The 16,578-nt window shown below is 43.8% G+C and carries 19 protein-coding genes; 13 read left to right on the top strand and 6 right to left on the bottom strand.

Annotation, left to right across the window (positions count from 1 at the left end; all coding sequences use genetic code 11):
• Positions 1–12: 12 nt before the first annotated feature.
• The 4 genes from MN199_RS03820 to MN199_RS03835 all read left to right on the top strand — a co-directional run bounded on the left by MN199_RS03820 (position 13) and on the right by MN199_RS03835 (position 3,117).
• Positions 13–1,029 carry a fumarylacetoacetate hydrolase family protein gene (locus tag MN199_RS03820; RefSeq protein ID WP_132582539.1) on the top strand — a complete coding sequence of 339 codons (1,017 nt, stop codon included), beginning with the start codon at positions 13–15 and terminating at the stop codon, positions 1,027–1,029.
• 84 nt (positions 1,030–1,113) lie between these two features.
• Complete coding sequence (maiA, locus tag MN199_RS03825) at positions 1,114–1,752, top strand: maleylacetoacetate isomerase (RefSeq protein ID WP_335738454.1); 639 nt, start codon at positions 1,114–1,116, stop codon at positions 1,750–1,752.
• Positions 1,753–1,947: 195 nt separating this feature from the next.
• On the top strand, positions 1,948–2,874 hold the full coding sequence (locus MN199_RS03830) for a chemotaxis protein CheV (protein ID WP_335738455.1): 927 nt from the start codon (positions 1,948–1,950) through the stop codon (positions 2,872–2,874).
• Positions 2,875–2,901: 27 nt separating this feature from the next.
• On the top strand, positions 2,902–3,117 hold the full coding sequence (locus MN199_RS03835; RefSeq protein WP_132582545.1) for a hypothetical protein: 216 nt from the start codon (positions 2,902–2,904) through the stop codon (positions 3,115–3,117).
• Between the two features lie 3 nt (positions 3,118–3,120).
• Here the strand turns inward: MN199_RS03835 and MN199_RS03840 are convergent, their stop codons facing one another.
• The 3 genes from MN199_RS03840 to gloB are packed head-to-tail and all read right to left on the bottom strand — an operon-like array spanning position 3,121 to position 6,066.
• Positions 3,121–3,600, bottom strand: coding sequence for a hypothetical protein (locus tag MN199_RS03840; RefSeq protein ID WP_335738456.1), 480 nt, complete (start codon positions 3,598–3,600; stop codon positions 3,121–3,123).
• Positions 3,601–3,628: 28 nt separating this feature from the next.
• On the bottom strand, positions 3,629–5,242 hold the full coding sequence (locus tag MN199_RS03845) for a LysM peptidoglycan-binding domain-containing protein (protein WP_335738457.1): 1,614 nt from the start codon (positions 5,240–5,242) through the stop codon (positions 3,629–3,631).
• 56 nt (positions 5,243–5,298) lie between these two features.
• Positions 5,299–6,066, bottom strand: coding sequence for a hydroxyacylglutathione hydrolase (gloB, locus tag MN199_RS03850; RefSeq protein ID WP_335738458.1), 768 nt, complete (start codon positions 6,064–6,066; stop codon positions 5,299–5,301).
• A gap of 39 nt (positions 6,067–6,105) precedes the next feature.
• Between gloB and MN199_RS03855 the strand changes: the two genes are divergently transcribed.
• Positions 6,106–6,846, top strand: a complete 741-nt coding sequence (locus MN199_RS03855) for a class I SAM-dependent methyltransferase (protein ID WP_335738459.1) — start codon at positions 6,106–6,108, stop codon at positions 6,844–6,846.
• A gap of 13 nt (positions 6,847–6,859) precedes the next feature.
• On the opposite strand, the gene MN199_RS03860 is transcribed toward MN199_RS03855, so the two are convergent.
• Together MN199_RS03860 and MN199_RS03865 are read right to left on the bottom strand one after the other, a co-directional pair.
• The gene (locus tag MN199_RS03860; RefSeq protein ID WP_165907373.1) at positions 6,860–7,378 is read right to left on the bottom strand and encodes a GNAT family N-acetyltransferase; all 519 of its coding nucleotides are present in this window, start codon (positions 7,376–7,378) and stop codon (positions 6,860–6,862) included.
• A gap of 19 nt (positions 7,379–7,397) precedes the next feature.
• Positions 7,398–7,931: a DUF2058 domain-containing protein gene (locus MN199_RS03865; protein WP_132582557.1), complete on the bottom strand. Its 534-nt coding sequence runs from the start codon at positions 7,929–7,931 to the stop codon at positions 7,398–7,400.
• A 146-nt stretch (positions 7,932–8,077) separates the two neighbouring features.
• Here MN199_RS03865 and MN199_RS03870 point away from each other — a divergent pair, with 146 nt between their 5' ends.
• Together MN199_RS03870 and MN199_RS03875 are read left to right on the top strand one after the other, a co-directional pair.
• Positions 8,078–9,391 (top strand): DEAD/DEAH box helicase, encoded by a 1,314-nt coding sequence (locus tag MN199_RS03870; protein ID WP_335738460.1) that lies wholly within the window; start codon positions 8,078–8,080, stop codon positions 9,389–9,391.
• Between the two features lie 268 nt (positions 9,392–9,659).
• Entirely contained in the window at positions 9,660–9,872 is a 213-nt protein-coding gene (locus MN199_RS03875; RefSeq protein WP_132582561.1) for a cold-shock protein, read from the top strand.
• 93 nt (positions 9,873–9,965) lie between these two features.
• Here the strand turns inward: MN199_RS03875 and dinB are convergent, their stop codons facing one another.
• The gene (gene dinB, locus MN199_RS03880; protein WP_335738461.1) at positions 9,966–11,030 is read right to left on the bottom strand and encodes a DNA polymerase IV; all 1,065 of its coding nucleotides are present in this window, start codon (positions 11,028–11,030) and stop codon (positions 9,966–9,968) included.
• 256 nt (positions 11,031–11,286) lie between these two features.
• On the opposite strand from dinB, the gene glyA reads away from it, so the two are divergent.
• The 6 genes from glyA to ribH all read left to right on the top strand — a co-directional run bounded on the left by glyA (position 11,287) and on the right by ribH (position 16,569).
• On the top strand, positions 11,287–12,540 hold the full coding sequence (glyA, locus tag MN199_RS03885) for a serine hydroxymethyltransferase (RefSeq protein ID WP_132582565.1): 1,254 nt from the start codon (positions 11,287–11,289) through the stop codon (positions 12,538–12,540).
• A gap of 79 nt (positions 12,541–12,619) precedes the next feature.
• Complete coding sequence (nrdR, locus tag MN199_RS03890; RefSeq protein WP_132582567.1) at positions 12,620–13,075, top strand: transcriptional regulator NrdR; 456 nt, start codon at positions 12,620–12,622, stop codon at positions 13,073–13,075.
• On the top strand, positions 13,075–14,193 hold the full coding sequence (gene ribD / locus MN199_RS03895; protein ID WP_335738462.1) for a bifunctional diaminohydroxyphosphoribosylaminopyrimidine deaminase/5-amino-6-(5-phosphoribosylamino)uracil reductase RibD: 1,119 nt from the start codon (positions 13,075–13,077) through the stop codon (positions 14,191–14,193). The genes nrdR and ribD overlap by 1 nt, the downstream gene beginning before the upstream one ends.
• A gap of 21 nt (positions 14,194–14,214) precedes the next feature.
• The gene (locus tag MN199_RS03900; protein ID WP_335738463.1) at positions 14,215–14,865 is read left to right on the top strand and encodes a riboflavin synthase; all 651 of its coding nucleotides are present in this window, start codon (positions 14,215–14,217) and stop codon (positions 14,863–14,865) included.
• A gap of 12 nt (positions 14,866–14,877) precedes the next feature.
• Positions 14,878–15,987: a bifunctional 3,4-dihydroxy-2-butanone-4-phosphate synthase/GTP cyclohydrolase II gene (gene ribBA / locus MN199_RS03905; RefSeq protein ID WP_335738464.1), complete on the top strand. Its 1,110-nt coding sequence runs from the start codon at positions 14,878–14,880 to the stop codon at positions 15,985–15,987.
• A 117-nt stretch (positions 15,988–16,104) separates the two neighbouring features.
• Positions 16,105–16,569, top strand: coding sequence for a 6,7-dimethyl-8-ribityllumazine synthase (gene ribH, locus MN199_RS03910; RefSeq protein ID WP_132582583.1), 465 nt, complete (start codon positions 16,105–16,107; stop codon positions 16,567–16,569).
• Positions 16,570–16,578: the final 9 nt, after the last annotated feature.

Consider the following 16,578-nt stretch of genomic DNA (forward strand, 5'->3'; position numbering starts at 1 on the left):
TAAGGATCATAAATGAAGTTAGCAAGTTTAAAAAATGGTAGTCGCGATGGTTTGCTAGTGGTAGTAAGCCGAGATTTAAGCCGTTGTGTTGCCGTACCAACAGTAGCCACTACCATGCAGCAGCTATTAGATAACTGGGCCTTATTAGCTAGCAAGTTAGAGCAAGTTTATCAGGCGCTGAATCAAGGTAAGGTTGATGGTGAGATGGCGTTTGAACCAGTAAATGCAGAGTCACCCTTACCTCGTGCATATCAATGGGCTGATGGCAGCGCCTACGTTAATCACGTAGAGTTAGTGCGTAAAGCGCGTAATGCCGAAATGCCACCAAGTTTTTGGACCGATCCATTAATGTATCAAGGTGGTTCAGATGACTTTATCGGCGCTTGCGATAATATTGACGTTAGCTCTGAAGATTACGGCATCGATTTTGAAGGTGAAGTGGCCGTTATAACTGACGACGTACCAATGGCGTGCAGTGCAGACGAAGCCCGTAGCAAAATTCGCTTACTGATGTTAGTTAATGACGTGTCACTGCGTGCTCTTATTCCGAATGAATTAGCCAAAGGTTTTGGTTTCTTTCATTCCAAACCCTCATCAGCCTTCAGCCCGGTAGCGGTAACTCCCGATGAGCTAGCCGATAAATGGCATGATGGTCGCGTGCACTTGCCGCTATTGTCTACGTACAACGGTAAGTTATTTGGTAAGCCAAATGCTGGTATAGATATGACTTTTGATTTTGGCCAGTTAGTAGCACATGCAGCTAAAACGCGTAAACTTGGCGCTGGCGCAGTTATTGGTTCAGGCACGGTATCTAATAAACAGGGTACCGATCATGGTACAGCAGTTGACGAGGGCGGTGTCGGTTATAGCTGTATTGCTGAAATTCGTATGATTGAAACTATTCGTGACGGTAAACCAGCAACCTCTTTTATGAAGTTTGGCGATACCATTCGTATTGAAATGCTAGACGAGCAGGGCAACAGCGTGTTTGGTGCAATAGACCAGAAGGTTGTAAAGTATAACGCCTAAAGTACAGCGTCTGTGGGCAGTGCCTCACAGATGCTTATTTATATGGTAACGCTATGTTTAAACTACAGTACTAACAGGATCTTTATGAAACTCTATGGTTACTGGCGCTCATCGGCCGCATATCGGGTACGCATTGCGCTTAATTTAAAACAACTGAGTTTTGATAGCGTGGCTGTACATTTAATTAAAAATGGCGGCGAGCAGCATAGCGAAAATTATAAAACACTTAACCCTGCGCAGCTGGTGCCTACTTTTGTTGACGAAGATGTGAGCGTTAATCAGTCACTGGCTATTATTGAATACTTAGATGAAAAGTACCCAGAACCGGCTTTCTTACCAAAAAGTTTAGCGGCAAAAGCGCAAGTACGGGCTGCTGCATTAGATATTGCCTGCGATATTCACCCGTTAAATAATTTACGAGTTTTACAATACCTGACAGGGCCGTTAGCATTGTCTGAAGAACAAAAGCTGGGCTGGATTAAGCATTGGCTTAACGTCGGTTTTACTGCGTTAGAGCAACGTTTAGCGCTAACATCGGGGCAATATTGCTTTGCCGATGAAGTAACGTTAGCGGATATCTGTTTAATACCGCAGATATACAACGCACAGCGTTTCTCGTTAGATATGACGGCTTATCCTAACCTTAATCGTATTTATCATAATTGCCAACAACTTGCTGCGTTTGCGTTAGCTGTACCTGAACAGCAGGCTGACGCACAATAATCCACTGTATTAAATGCTGCCATTAACGGCAGCATTTTTTCTCTGTTGCTAGACGATTAGCTATAGCCGCCTATGCTTAAACAATATTTTATATACTTGCTCGCTAGCGCATTGCGTTATAAGCAACAAAATGCTGTAGTGTGTAACATGCATAACGCCGTTATTGGCAACGTTAGCCCCCAGAGGTAATGCAATATGAGTAAACTAATGGCCGCAGTAAACCAGCGGACCAACCTTGTTGGTAACAATCGGTTAGAGTTATTGTTATTTCGCCTGCATGGTAAACAACCTTTTGGTATCAACGTATTTAAAGTACGCGAAGTATTGCAGTGCCCTGAATTGACGGAAATGCCCGGATCAAGCCCGCATGTACGAGGTATTGCCCATTTACGTGGTGTGCCGGTGATGGTTATTGATTTAAGCCAAGCTACCGGTGGCAAGCGTATTGAGGACTTATCAACAGCCTTCGTGTTGGTAACGGAATATAACCGGCATACGCAAGGGTTTTTAGTAAACGGCGTCGATCGTATTGTTAATACTAATTGGGACCAAATTTTGCCGCCGCCAAAGGGCGCAGGTGCCGGTCATTATCTTACTGCAGTAACCGAGATAGACGGTAAGCTGGTACAGATAATCGATGTTGAGAAAGTATTTGCTGAAATTACCCCAGTTAATGAAGATGTTAGTGAAGATATAAAAACCAAAGCAGCAGAGCGCAGTTTTAAAGATGTTATCGTATTAGTTGCCGATGACTCGGCAGTGGCGCGCAATCAGGTGAAGCGTGCACTTACCTCTATTGGCATTAATGTTGAATTAGTAAACGATGGCAAGCTTGCATTAAATTGGCTAACAGCAAAAGCCGCGGAGCTAGGAGGCGATATTTCAACTAAGGTGCCATTGCTTATTTCTGATATAGAAATGCCAGAGATGGATGGCTACACGTTGACGGCTGAAATTAAAGCTGATCCACTATTAAAAAATATGCACGTTGTGCTGCACTCTTCATTAAGTGGTGTGTTTAACGAAGCCATGGTTAAAAAGGTAGGCGCAGATCAATTCATTGCTAAATTTCACCCCGATGAATTAGTTTCTGCAGTACAAAAGTGGATGAATGCTGACTAAGTAATAAATGGTGTAGTAGAAGGTGTTATGAATAAAATATTTACCTTACCCAAACGACCTGTAAATCGGTTATTAACCTATATTGGCCTGTTTGGTGTGTGTTTTCAGTTAACAGCAGCAAGTTATGCTTGGTGGCATGATGTAAGTTTACAAGCCGGATGGGTTTTTACCTTGGTTGCGCCGCTGTTGTGCATTGCTTCTGGCACTATCACTGCATTACAGTTACAAAAAGAACCCAGTTAACGTTTATTTTTTCGGTTTAAACATACCTTCAACCCGAACATTTTTAATACCGTCTTCGGTAAAGTAGAAGTTAATTTGACCTGGGCCACGGCTAAAGTAAAACTGCTCGTCGTTAATTTGTAAAACAAAATTTCCGCTAGCATCTTTTGCTTTAGCATCTTTAAACAGCTTGATACGGTAATCGTCCAGCTGTAATTCAAAGCCGTTTAAGGGTTCGTTGATAAAATCTGTTACCCAAATTTGTTTTTCGCCTTGTAGTACTAAAGCCAAAGAATATTTTTTAGGTACCTTATGTACTGCTAGGTTATGGCGGCCAACGATAAAGCGATAACGGCCTTCTTGGCGAAAATAACTAAAGCCAAAATCAAACTCTTGGGTAGAGCCGTTGGTTAAGTAAACTTTACCTTCGCCAGAGATATCAAACTGCGCCTGACTTACTGTTGAATAGAGCGACAGAGCCAAAAACAAAAATAAATATCTCATTGGTTAACTCCTTGGTATAGCGGTTTGCTTATACTTGAGTTGCATTGACTACCAGTTTAAGTTGTTGTCCTGGTTGCAGATAATTATCGGTTTCAATTTTGTTCCATTTCACAATGTCGGAAACACTGATGCTAAAACGTTGTGCAATACGAGCCAGTGAATCGCCTTTACGTACTTTGTAGTTAACAGTGCGCGATATGCCACTAGGCTGTACAGCTGCATCTTGCTGCCATATAACCAGCTGTTGCCCCTGTTTTAACGTTGAGCGCTGGGCAAGGCTATTCCATTTCGTCAGTTGTTCTACCGTAACCTTGTGCTCACGACTGATATCCCAAAGCGTGTCGCCTTGTTTTACAGTATAACTCAACTTGTTACCACTACCGCTTTTCTGCGCTTTAGCACTGCGGTTTGCAGCGCTAAGTTCATAGTTACTGGTACTTTGCGCTGCAACAGGGATTAGCAATGCTTGACCAAGGCGAATGGTGTTACCAGATAACTTATTTATCCGCTGCAGATCGCTAACATTGGTATCGTGTTGCTGGGCAATTTTACCAATGGTATCGCCTTTTGCCACAATATAGCGCTTCCAACGCAATAATTGTTGGCTCGGTGTACTTGCTAGCTTCTCGGTAAACACAGAGCTAGTGTGTTTTGGCACTACTAGATAGTTAGGACCTTGCGGATCCGTAGCCCACTGGTTAAAGCCAGGATTAAGCGCCTGTAGCTCGGCCACGCTGATCCCCGCCATTTCTGCGGCAATCATTAAATCAATTTGGTCTTCAACACTTACCAAGTCAATTTGGGGTTCATTAGCAATGAATTTCCAAACAATATCAAACTCATCTGGGCGTTTAAGAATGTCAACTAAAGCTAGAAGCTTTGGAACGTAAGCCGTTGTTTCTGCGGGTAAGTCAAGTGACCAAAAGTCGGTGGGTAGGCGTTTTTGTTGATTACGTTTAATGGCTTTTGAAATTCTGCCTTCGCCAGAGTTGTAAGCGGCAATGGCATTAAGCCAGTCGCCTTCTAACTTGTCGTGTAAGTACTGCAAATAGTCCAGTGCGGCACGCGTAGAGGCGACGACATCGCGGCGGCCATCGTACCAAAAGTTTTGTTTTAGGCCAAAACGAGTGCCGGTTGCGGGCATAAATTGCCACATACCCGCTGCGGCAGCGGTTGAGTAAGCAAAGGGATCAAAGGCGCTTTCAACGATAGGTAACAGCGCCAGTTCTAACGGCATGTTACGTTTTTCTATTTCTTGAACAATAAAATGTAAAAATGGCTGCGCTCGAGCGGCAACGCGATCTAGGTATGCTTGATTATTCGTGTAGTAATTACGTTGTTCTACAATAGGCCGAGTTTGCGGCACATTAAAAGTTAATTGGAGCTGGATACGTTCCCATAAATCTTCCAACTCTGCGGCATCTGGTGGTGCAGGCTCCGCATTTACGTCTAGGCCTTGTTGCCATAAACGCATTGCAATTTTTTCTGCGCTAGCAGTTTGTTTATGAAAATCTGCTGTTTGCGGTTTAGTGGTTGCCGTATACGCAGTGTTAGTTACATTGTTTGACTCAACAGGTGAGGAAGTACTTACACAGCCTGCGAGTAACACCGCGCTAGCCACAGCAGAGATTTTTATAAACATTACTTCGTTCCACGTTCAAAAATAAGAATGTTACCTATTCATCACTCGATTGCAAGTCAGCTTTTAAACTGATCTTTTGCTGCCCTTAACGCTGTAAATAAGCCTAAAGCAGAATCTTGCTGCCATTTTTCCTGTAACGTTTTGTTATCACAGCGTAAAAATGGATTAATCGCTTTTTCAGTAGTAAGCGATGATGGTAACGTTGGTAAATTTTGCTGGCGTAAACTAGCACAATGAGCTGCATATTCGACTAAGGCCGAATTGTTTGGCTCAGCGTATAACGCAAATTTAATATTGGCTAGAGTGTATTCGTGGGTGCAGTAAATCTGCGTATCGTCAGGTAAACCTCTAAGCTTTTGCAGCGATTGCCACATTTGCTTTGGGCTACCTTCAAATAATCTGCCACAACCTGCGCTAAATAAGGTATCACCGCAAAACAGAACCGGCGCTGAATAAAAAGCAATATGGCCAAGAGTGTGGCCGGGCAGGCTGATTACCTTAAAGCTAAGGTCAAACGCAGACAAAATAACGCTATCACCGTCAGTTACTGTTTGTGTTAAGCCAGAAATACGCTGTTGTTCGGCTGTAGGGCCAATAACATTTACTGTCGGGAACCGTTTTCGTAATGTATTAATACCTGCAGTATGGTCTTTATGGTGGTGAGTTATTAGGATGGTATGCAACTGTAGCTTATGGCTTGTTAAATAGTGCATTACGCTATCGGCGCAACCTGGGTCAACAACGAGGCAATTAGGGCTATCTGGCACAGATAAAGCCCAAATATAGTTATCATCAAAAGCGGGTATAGGTGTAACCTGATACATAGTGCAAACTACGTTAATCTATTTGGAACCTAATTTAGCATGAAACCGGCGTTAAGCGAAAAAGACCGCACAATTCCATCAGGTTGGTGGGAATTCAATCAAGGTGATGCTTTGTCACAGGCTATTTCTGTGCAATTGCAACCTTGGTGGGAACGTATTTTTGGTTACTATTTACTTAAAATCGGCGATTTAAGCGCTGAAATTGACACCTCAGGTTGCAAGGTTAGCCAGCACATTAACGTAGGTCGTTTTGGTGCTAACTTAATGTTACAAGCCGATGCTGATGCTTTACCCTTTAGTTGTAATAGCATAGATGCCGTATTGCTAAGTCATAATTTAGAGTTTACTGCTGATCCACACCATGTAGTGCGTGAAGCCTACCGCGTGTTGCGTTCAGATGGCTATTTATTGCTAACCGGAATTAATCCTTTTAGTGTAGTAGGTATACTGCGATATTGGCCTGCACTGCAACAGCGCTATCCTTGGCAAGGGCGATTTTTTAGTACCTCTCGGGTAAAAGACTGGTTGCATCTGGTTGGCTTTGAAGTGTTATCAGAAAAACGATTTTTTTGCTCGACAATGTTAGGCAAAGAATATCGAGACAATGCGGTGCAGCAATGGTTAGAACGCTATCTAAATTATTTTGCCAGCAGTTATATTATTGTTGCCCGCAAACGCGAGTTACCCCTTACGCCAATTAAACCTAAATGGCAGTTAAATACCGGATTTTCACAACAAGTTAAAGGCGTTAGCGCTAGAGAGCGTAGTAATAATATTTAGTTGTACGGTGTAATTACGCATTTTCGCTGCTAGATGCCAAGTAGGTATTTGCCAGAGTTAACGCTTGCTCAAACGGCAGACGCATAAAATATACTCTGTTGTTTATCGGTTCTGGCGGTGATGAAGTACGAAAACCAATACTTTTGTAGCAGGTTAATGCAATGTCGTTATGTCGATGCACATATAGCGAAATATCGCGACGTTGCTGTTGTAACGCTTCGATAATTAGCTCGTTAATTAGTATTTTTGCTAAACCTTGGCCACGACATGTCGGTAAAATGGTTAAACGCGCAAGATGGTGACAGCCAAAACGGTCACAAAGCTGGCCAAAACCAATCAGTTGTTGATGATCTTCAGTTAGCAGGCTGTAACCTGTTGTGCCAGAGCGACATAATAATTCTAAAAAATGCTGTTCTGTGCACGGGTAGTCAAAATCGTCGCCGCCCCAGCTTTGCTGTTGCGCGGCGCTGTTAAACCAACCACGCAACTGTAGCATCTCGCTAATGTTCGCTAATACCAACTGTAAAGCCATACTGGTGCTCCTTACGCATCTACCACATTAAATCATCCGGAATTTTAAAATCAGCATAAGGATCATTTTCATCTAATTGTTGTTGCTTAGCATTAAGTACAATAATGCTATCACTTTGGCGCTGCGTTATTTTTTCTGCTACCGCAGCTGGCACTAGGTAATATTGCTCATCTTGCTTCGCTATGGCGAGTAAACCACGGCTTAATTCATCGTGCTGCTTTGCGCTGACGTATAAACGCTTTACGACTTTACCATCAGTAAAATTATAAGCGACGTCACCTTGCGCTCGAATGGTGTTATTGCCAATAAGTTGCTTAACTTGAGCTGCAATGGCTTTTTGCTGCACCAGAGCTTGCTTTTCTATGTTTAACTGTCGATCTCGCTCAATTTGCTGTTGGCGTTTTTGCTCGGCTAAGACACTGGCTTCATTTACCACGGTGTGCTTTTTACCCGCTTGTACTTTTTCTTGGTGCTTAGCCTTTTTAACGGCTTTTAGTTTTTTAGCATCAGCTAAACCGGCTTTTAATAGCTGTTCTTTTAGGGCGTTACTCATAATTTATTGCACTCGTTTAGGCTATTTATACACTTACTATAATAAGCCTATAGTAGCGCAAATATGCTGAGTTAATAAATCAAACTAACTCAATTTGTCAGCATCGGTTATCATATAGCGGTAATTTAGGGTTTAAGAGGTTCACTTTGCCATTTAATGATTTATCGCTTGATCCGCGCTTGATGCGTTCAGTGCAGCACCTTGGGTTTGATAAGCCTACAGAAATACAACGAGAAGCCATACCTGCTATGATGGTAGGGCGAGATTTAATTGTATCTTCACAAACCGGCTCAGGCAAAACACTGGCCTATTTATTGCCAATGATGCAGCGCTTGTTAAAAAGCCGAGCCTTGTCAAAACGAGATGCGAGAGCGCTGATCCTTGCGCCAACCCGCGAGCTTGCTAAGCAGGTATATGCGCAGTTGCGTTTATTTGTTTCTAATACACCGCTAACCTCCGCATTGATTGTTGGTGGCGAAAACTTTAACGATCAAGAAAAAATACTGAAGCGTCAGCCAAATATCATTGTTGCGACGCCAGGACGTTTTGTCGACCATCTTGAGCATAAATCAGTATTTATTAATGGTTTAGAAATGCTGATCCTTGATGAAGCCGACCGAATGTTAGATTTAGGCTTTATGACACAGTTAACGGTGATTAATAAAGCCGCTGACCATCGTTTGCGCCAAACGTTGTTGTTTTCGGCGACCCTAGATCATGCTGAAGTAGATGAGTTAGCGTTAGCGTTATTGAAAACCCCATTTCGGTTAGCCGTGGGTGCAGGGCATCAGCCGCATCAAGATATTAGCCAGAACTTTTATTTAGCTGATCACCTAACCCATAAAGAAGCCTTACTAAAGCACTTTTTGCAGCAAGACGATATTAATCAATTGATTATTTTTACCGCAACGCGAGAAGATGCCGAACGCCTAGCTCAGCTATGCGAACAACTAGGTAAAACTGCAGTAGGCCTTAGCGGCAAGCTATCACAAAGTGGTCGTAATACTGTAATGCAAGCCTTCGCCACGGGTAAACATAAGGTGCTGGTTACCACCGATTTAGCCTCTCGAGGCTTAGATTTACTGCAAGTATCGCATGTTATTAACTTTGACTTACCCAAGCATGCTGAAGAGTATGTGCATCGTATTGGCCGTACGGGGCGTGCTGGTGCTAAAGGGCAAGCTATTTCTTTGGTTGGGCCTAAAGATATTGCAGCACTAGAGCGGATTGAAGCTTTTTTACGCCAACCAACCAGTTACAGTGTTATTGCCGGTTTAGAAGCGAAGTTTGATGGTAAGCCTAAATCACAAACTGCAGCAGTAAAACCGACCACGACTAAAAAAGCCATAAAGGCTAAGGTAAAACCAAAACAAAAATCGGAAAAAATCGCTGCGTCTAAACCGGTATTCTTTGAAGGCGGCGATGATGGTTCAGCACCAATTCGGCGCAAACAAAAATAAATGTTGCGTTGGTTAAATTTCCAACATTATTACTGCTACACTAAATACGTTGTTAGTCGCGAGTTTAACAACAGGGTAATTAGCAATATTGTTTAGGTTGCTGATCCGGCTAGAAAGAACATTGTGTTCTAGGTGCTGAACATGTGTATTGACCCCTTATTAGGCTTACTTGATAATGAGGAAGAAAATAGGTACTTGTCAGCTACTATGGCCGGTAATATTTAAGTCGCCAGCTCGCTGGCAAAATTAGTTAATGTAAGAGAGTGTTATGTCACAGTTAATTTCCGGTTCAGTTAAGTGGTTCAACGAAGAAAAAGGTTATGGTTTTTTAGAACGTGAAGGCGGCAAGGACGTTTTTGTTCATTTTCGCTCTATTAACGGTACCGGCCGTAAAACTTTAGTTGAAGGTCAGAAAGTTACTTTTGAAGTAACTGAAGGCCAAAAAGGCCCGCAAGCTGAGAACGTAACTCCTATCGATTAATTTCGGCCCAGCTTGTATAAAACCGGCTAAAGCCGGTTTTCTGTTATCTGAAGGTGAGTAAATCTACAAATATTTGGTGTTAAACGTCCGGTTTTAAAAAGCCAATGTTAGCTGCTGTGCTGTGGTTGTTTTAAAGCCTATTTGTAAGCCTACTAACCTTACGCCTTGTTGCTCGCGACGCTGCCATGCTTCATCAAGTAGCGGTAATAAGTGGTCTAGCTGCAGTGGCTGGCCTTGTTTTTCTACGGTAGTTTGACGAAAGTCACTAAATTTTAATTTAACACCTACTTTTTGCATTGGCGTGCTGCGCCCAGCCGGTGTGTTGCTGTAGTGTTCTAGCCGTTGTTGTAGCTTGGGCAGTAATTGAGTTAATGCGCTAACACAATCGTCATAGCTTAGTAAGTCGTGCTCTAGTGTTTGCTCAACACCCAGTGATTTTCGCTGTTCTCGGTTACAAACCAGCCGCTCATCAATACCCTGGCTGCGCTTTATTAAACTATCCGCTAAACCGCCAAAATTTTTTACCAGCAAGGGTAAAGGTGCGCTGCTGATGTCAGAGCAATAATGTAGCCCTAACTGACTTAACCGCTCTGCGGTTTTTGCACCTACGCCTGGTAAACGGCGCAGTGGTAGTGTTTTAACAAAATCATCAACCTTAGCGGGTGTAATTACAAACAAGCCATCAGGTTTATTTTCATCACTAGCAATTTTGGCTAAAAATTTGTTCGGTGCAACGCCCGCAGAAGCGGTTAATCCTGTTTCACGCAATATACTCCGGCGAATATCTTGGGCAATCAGTGTTGCACTGCCCTGAAATAACGAGCAATCAGTCACATCAAGATAAGCTTCATCAAGTGATAGTGGCTCAACATGGTCGCTATAGCGGGCAAAAATTGCTTGAATTTGCCTGCTGGCAATGCGGTATTTTTCCATGTTGCCATTTAGCAAGGTAAGATGTGGACAGAGTTTTAACGCTTGACCGGTTGGCATTGCTGAGCGCACACCAAAGGCACGCGCAGGATAGTTACAGGTTGAAATAACGCCACGGCTTTGTCTGGCACCGCCAATAGCTATAGGAATATGCCGCAGTATAGGGTTATCGCGCATTTCTACTGCGGCAAAAAAACAGTCCATATCTATATGTATGATTTTTCGCACCGAGCAACCCAAAGCATAATTCATAATTGTTAACTGTTATTATATACAGCATTTTGTTTATTGTTGCAAAGGCGAGTTATCGTTTCTTTTACTCAGGTAATGCTGAATTTTTGTGCTTTAGCTATTTAGATGTCTGAAATCTTAATGCATAAATTTTAAATTAGCGTTAGAATGGCGCCAATTTTTACCAGCCAGTTTTGATTTACCAACATTATATTAATTAAAACGATGCGTGAAAGCCGCGCCAGGAGAAAGCATGTTAAAGCGTGATATGAATATTGCCGATTTTGATCCCGAATTATGGCAAGCCATAACAGATGAAACGAACCGTCAGGAAGCACATATTGAGCTTATCGCGTCAGAAAACTATGCCAGCCCGCGTGTATTGCAGGCGCAAGGTTCACAGTTAACCAATAAATACGCTGAAGGTTACCCACATAAGCGTTACTACGGTGGTTGTGAGTATGTTGACGTTGCTGAAGACTTAGCCATTGCTCGGGCGAAAGAGCTATTTAGTGCTGATTATGCTAACGTGCAACCACACGCTGGCTCACAAGCTAATGCCGCGGTATTTTTAGCGCTGTTAAATGCGGGCGATACTATTTTGGGTATGAGCTTAGCCCACGGCGGCCATTTAACGCATGGCTCACATGTTAGCTCGTCAGGTAAGTTATACCACGCAGTGCAGTATGGTTTACATCCTGAAACTGGCGTTATTGATTATGATCAAGCCGAAGCGTTAGCGATTGAGCACAAGCCTAAAATGATTATTGCTGGTTTCTCTGCCTATTCAGGTATTGTTGATTGGCAGCGGTTTCGTGATATCGCCGATAAAGTTGGCGCCTATTTATTTGTTGATATGGCTCACGTTGCCGGATTGGTAGCCGCGGGTTTATACCCGAATCCAGTACCTATTGCTGACGTTGTAACTACTACCACGCACAAAACCTTAGCTGGCCCACGTGGCGGTTTAATTTTAGCGCGTAAAAATGAAGAAATTGAGAAAAAGCTAAATTCAGCGGTATTCCCAGGTTGCCAAGGTGGCCCGTTAATGCACGTTATTGCTGCTAAGGCTGTTGCTTTTAAAGAGGCGTTACAGCCAGAATTTAAAGTATACCAGCAGCAAGTGTTAAAAAATGCAGTTGCTATGTGTGATGCCATGATTGCGCGCGGCTATAAAATTGTTTCTGGCGGTACTAAAAATCACCTGTTCTTAATGGACTTGATTGATAAAGAGATCACCGGTAAAGAAGCGGATGCATGGTTAGGTCAAGCGCATATTACGGTAAACAAAAACTCTGTACCAAATGATCCGCGTTCACCGTTTGTGACCTCTGGTTTACGTATTGGTACACCGGCTATTACACGCCGTGGCTTTAATGAAGCCGAAGCACGCGCTGTTGCTAACTTAATTTGTGACGTGTTAGATAGCCGTGGTGATGCTGCGGTAATTGACACTGTACGTGGTAAAGTTACTGAGCTATGCAGTCGTTTCCCAGTTTATGCTTAAGCACTAATTAAGTGTTATCATGGCCGCTATTGCGGCCATTTTTTTATCTGACGTTTTAAACGTCTTAGCGAGATGTTTTATGTATTGTCCGTTTTGTAATGCAGATGACACCAAGGTTATAGATTCACGTTTAGTCGCTGACGGGCACCAAGTGCGGCGTAGGCGTGAATGTCTAGCTTGCCATGAACGTTTTACTACCTTTGAAGCGGCCGAGTTGGTGATGCCACGCATTATAAAGCGTGATGGTTCAAGAGAGCCGTTTAATGAAGATAAGTTACGCAGTGGTTTATTGCGCTCGTTAGAAAAACGTCCGGTGTCTACTGAGCAAATAGAGCTATTAATTCAAAAAATCAAGTCATTACTGCGGGCTACCGGCGAGCGCGAAGTCGGTAGTCATTATCTGGGCAACCTGATAATGGATGAACTGGTAAAAGTTGATAAGGTTGCCTATGTTCGCTTTGCCTCGGTGTATCGTTCATTTAAAGATATTCGCGAGTTTGGTGAGGAAATAGCCCGTTTAGGCGAAAAATCCTGATGTTTAGCTGCGCCGATTATACGTTTATGGCCGAAGCTATTCAGCTAGCCGAGCGCGGTTGTTACACCACTACGCCCAACCCAAATGTGGGTGCGTTAGTGGTGAAAAAAGGGCAAGTAATTGGGCGGGGCTATCATCAGCAAGCGGGCGGGGCGCATGCCGAAGTGTTTGCGTTACAGCAGGCCGGTGCGGCGGCAAAGGGCGCAACCTGTTATGTTACGCTAGAACCCTGTAGTCACTATGGTAAAACGCCACCTTGTGCTCAGGCGCTTATCGACGCCGGTGTCGCACAGGTTATAGTTGCTATGACTGATCCTAACCCCAGTGTTGCAGGTAAAGGCATAGCCATGTTGCGCGCAGCTGGTATCAAGGTAGAGGTTGGCTTACTTGAAACTCAAGCTCGGGCGCTTAACCCTGGGTTTTTAAGTCGAATGGAGCGCAACCGGCCTTATGTGCAGCTAAAGCTAGCGGCCAGTTTAGATGGGCGCACCGCGTTGGCTAATGGTGATAGTAAATGGTTAACTGGCGAAGCGGCGCGTGCCGACGTGCAACATTACCGGGCGAAAAGCTGCGCGGTGTTATCCACTGCCACCACAGTAATGGCCGATAATGCCCGATTGACACTACGCAAAGAGCAGCTACTGCAAGACGTTACGCACTTAAAAGATGGCACACTGCGTCAGCCGAAACGGGTTATTTTGGACCGTAACGGTATATTGGACCATAAACAAGCCCTATTTACCGATGGTGGTGAAGTGCTGTTATGCGTAAGCAAACTTGAAAACGATCGACAATTACCCAATATAGCTAGACAAATTCATTGCCAGTTAAACAACCAAGCTCAGTTTGACTTAGGTTTGTTGCTAACGCATCTAGCGGTACATGAGGGTATAAGTAACCTATGGGTTGAAGCCGGTGCCACCTTGGCTGGCACTTTACTGCAGCTTAACTTAGTCGACGAGCTGATTGTGTATATTGCGCCTAAGCTGCTAGGTAATACAGCACAGCCACTAGCAGTGCTACCAGAATTTACCGCACTGTCACAGGTGCCTGAACTGAGCTGGACTGATATACGTATGGTGGGGCAGGATATTCGCCTTACAGCCAAATTAACTTAAGCCACTACGCCACGAGAGATTATGTTTACAGGTATTATTGAAGCCACAGGCAAGTTAAGTGCTGTTGTACAACGCGGTGGCGATATCAGCATTACTATTAGTACTACAGAATTAGATTTTTCTGATGTGAAGCTCGGCGACAGTATTGCCAGTAACGGCGTATGTTTAACGGTAACTCAGCTTGGCGCCGCAAGTTTCTCTGCTGACGTTTCATCGGAAACGTTGGCACACACGTTATTTGGTCAGTATCAACTTGGTCAGCTTATCAACTTAGAAAAAGCCATGTTAGCTACCACGCGAATGGGTGGCCATATGGTAAGTGGGCATGTTGACGGCGTTAGTTATGTTACCCGCATGGAAACGAGTGGTAGGGCCAAGCATGTTTGGTTAGCGTTGCCCAAAGCACTAGCGCACTATGTTGCCAGCAAAGGCTCGATTACTATCGATGGCATAAGCCTAACGGTAAATGAGCTAACAGCCGATGCGTTAAGGTTAACCATAGTGCCGCACACTGCCGCACAAACAACAATTTCACAATTAAAAGTCGGGGCTAAGGTTCACTTAGAAGTGGATTTAATTGCCCGTTATCTTGAACGTTTACTCAATAAAGATACTGCTAATACAACAGCGGGTGTCAATATGGCGCTGCTGTCACAGCGCGGTTTCTTATAAATAAGGTTTGTTATGCAACTGAATACTCCTGCTGAAATAATCGAAGATATGCGTCAGGGCAAAATGGTAATACTGATGGACGACGAAGATCGCGAAAACGAAGGCGATCTGGTCATGGCGGCAGAGTATGTTACGCCAGAGGCTATCAATTTTATGGCCACTCATGGCCGTGGTTTAATTTGTTTAACGCTCACTAAAAAGCGCTGTGCGCAGTTGGCATTACCCTTAATGGTAGATGCAAATAAATCACCGTTTTCAACTAATTTTACCTTATCAATTGAAGCGGCCGAGGGCGTAACGACGGGTATTTCTGCCGCAGACCGCGCTCGCACTGTTAAAGCGGCGGTTGCCCGAGATGCCAGACCAAGTGATATTGTGCAGCCGGGGCATATTTTTCCGTTGATGGCGCAAGATGGTGGTGTATTAGTGCGTGCCGGCCATACTGAAGCCGGTTGTGATCTGGCACGTTTGGCAGGGTTAGAACCTGCTGCGGTTATTGTTGAGATTTTAAACGACGACGGCACTATGGCACGTCGGCCTGATTTAGAAGTTTTCGCTAAAAAGCACGGTGTTAAAATAGGCACCATTGCTGATTTAATTGAATACCGTAACCTGAACGAAACCACTATTGAACAAGTAGCGCGCTGTCAGTTACCAACTGAAGTTGGCGATTTTGAATTAGTAACCTTTAAAGACACCATTGATAACCAAATTCATTTCGCGCTGGTAAAAGGCGAGATAAAAGCGGATGAGCCAACGTTAGTTAGAGTGCATTTGCATGACACTTTTAGCGATTTGCTAATGGCAAACCGCGCGGCTAACCGCAGTTTTCCGCTACATACTGCTATGGCGCGTATTGCCCAAGACGGTGGTGTATTAGTGTTATTGGGTAAGCACGAAAGTTCAGACGCTCTGGTTCGCACAGTACAAAGCTTTGAAGCTGAAGATAAAGGCGAGAAACCACGCACTGCACCTTGGGTTGGCACATCACGTAATGTTGGCGTAGGTTCACAAATTTTAGCCAGCTTAGGCGTGAAAAAAATGCGCTTACTTAGCCAGCCGAAAAAGTATCATGCGTTATCAGGTTTCGGTTTAGAAGTTGTCGATTACGTTAGCGAATAAAGACAAATTAATAACGAAATTAAGCCGGTGTTGGTGCTATAAACACTATGCCGGTTTAGTGAGTGTTGTGCTATTATGCACCGCTAATTTTAAGCGGTCAGATTGTAAGGGCGACTTATGCAGGTAATAGAAGCGGGTTTTTCTGCCAACGGTAAGAAATTTGCGTTAGTAGTAGCGCGGTTTAACAGCTTTATTGTTGAGAGTTTATTAAGCGGCGCAACCGATACCTTACAGCGTATTGGTAATGTAGCAGAGCAAGATATTACTATCATTCGTGTACCTGGTGCATTTGAGCTGCCGTTAGCAGTGCAGCGTGTTGCTGCTAGTAAAAAATATGATGGTATTATTGCCCTTGGCGCAGTAATACGTGGTGGCACACCACACTTTGAATATGTATCAGGCGAGTGTACTAAAGGTATTGCTCAAGTGATGATGCAGTACGATATTCCGGTAGCCTTTGGCGTATTGACCGTAGACAGTATTGAGCAAGCTATTGAGCGAGCTGGCACTAAAGCAGGCAATAAAGGCTGTGAAGCGGCTATGTCAACGCTGGAAATGGTAAACCTGCTAACCAAGCTGTAACAAGAAGAG

The organism is Rheinheimera metallidurans (assembly GCF_036983985.1).
GTDB lineage: Bacteria > Pseudomonadota > Gammaproteobacteria > Enterobacterales > Alteromonadaceae > Alishewanella > Alishewanella metallidurans.

Bases quoted from the DNA above. Each gene is read 5' to 3' on its own strand.
- gloB (WP_335738458.1), bottom strand. From the start codon at position 6,066: ATGTATCAGGTTACACCTATACCCGCTTTTGATGATAACTATATTTGG.
- MN199_RS03875 (WP_132582561.1), top strand. From the start codon at position 9,660: ATGTCACAGTTAATTTCCGGTTCAGTTAAGTGGTTCAACGAAGAAAAA.
- maiA (WP_335738454.1), top strand. From the start codon at position 1,114: ATGAAACTCTATGGTTACTGGCGCTCATCGGCCGCATATCGGGTACGC.
- ribBA (WP_335738464.1), top strand. From the start codon at position 14,878: ATGCAACTGAATACTCCTGCTGAAATAATCGAAGATATGCGTCAGGGC.
- MN199_RS03820 (WP_132582539.1), top strand. From the start codon at position 13: ATGAAGTTAGCAAGTTTAAAAAATGGTAGTCGCGATGGTTTGCTAGTG.
- ribH (WP_132582583.1), top strand. From the start codon at position 16,105: ATGCAGGTAATAGAAGCGGGTTTTTCTGCCAACGGTAAGAAATTTGCG.
- MN199_RS03900 (WP_335738463.1), top strand. From the start codon at position 14,215: ATGTTTACAGGTATTATTGAAGCCACAGGCAAGTTAAGTGCTGTTGTA.
- MN199_RS03855 (WP_335738459.1), top strand. From the start codon at position 6,106: ATGAAACCGGCGTTAAGCGAAAAAGACCGCACAATTCCATCAGGTTGG.
- MN199_RS03840 (WP_335738456.1), bottom strand. From the start codon at position 3,600: ATGAGATATTTATTTTTGTTTTTGGCTCTGTCGCTCTATTCAACAGTA.
- MN199_RS03835 (WP_132582545.1), top strand. From the start codon at position 2,902: ATGAATAAAATATTTACCTTACCCAAACGACCTGTAAATCGGTTATTA.
- MN199_RS03845 (WP_335738457.1), bottom strand. From the start codon at position 5,242: ATGTTTATAAAAATCTCTGCTGTGGCTAGCGCGGTGTTACTCGCAGGC.
- glyA (WP_132582565.1), top strand. From the start codon at position 11,287: ATGTTAAAGCGTGATATGAATATTGCCGATTTTGATCCCGAATTATGG.
- ribD (WP_335738462.1), top strand. From the start codon at position 13,075: ATGTTTAGCTGCGCCGATTATACGTTTATGGCCGAAGCTATTCAGCTA.
- MN199_RS03865 (WP_132582557.1), bottom strand. From the start codon at position 7,931: ATGAGTAACGCCCTAAAAGAACAGCTATTAAAAGCCGGTTTAGCTGAT.
- MN199_RS03860 (WP_165907373.1), bottom strand. From the start codon at position 7,378: ATGGCTTTACAGTTGGTATTAGCGAACATTAGCGAGATGCTACAGTTG.
- nrdR (WP_132582567.1), top strand. From the start codon at position 12,620: ATGTATTGTCCGTTTTGTAATGCAGATGACACCAAGGTTATAGATTCA.
- MN199_RS03830 (WP_335738455.1), top strand. From the start codon at position 1,948: ATGAGTAAACTAATGGCCGCAGTAAACCAGCGGACCAACCTTGTTGGT.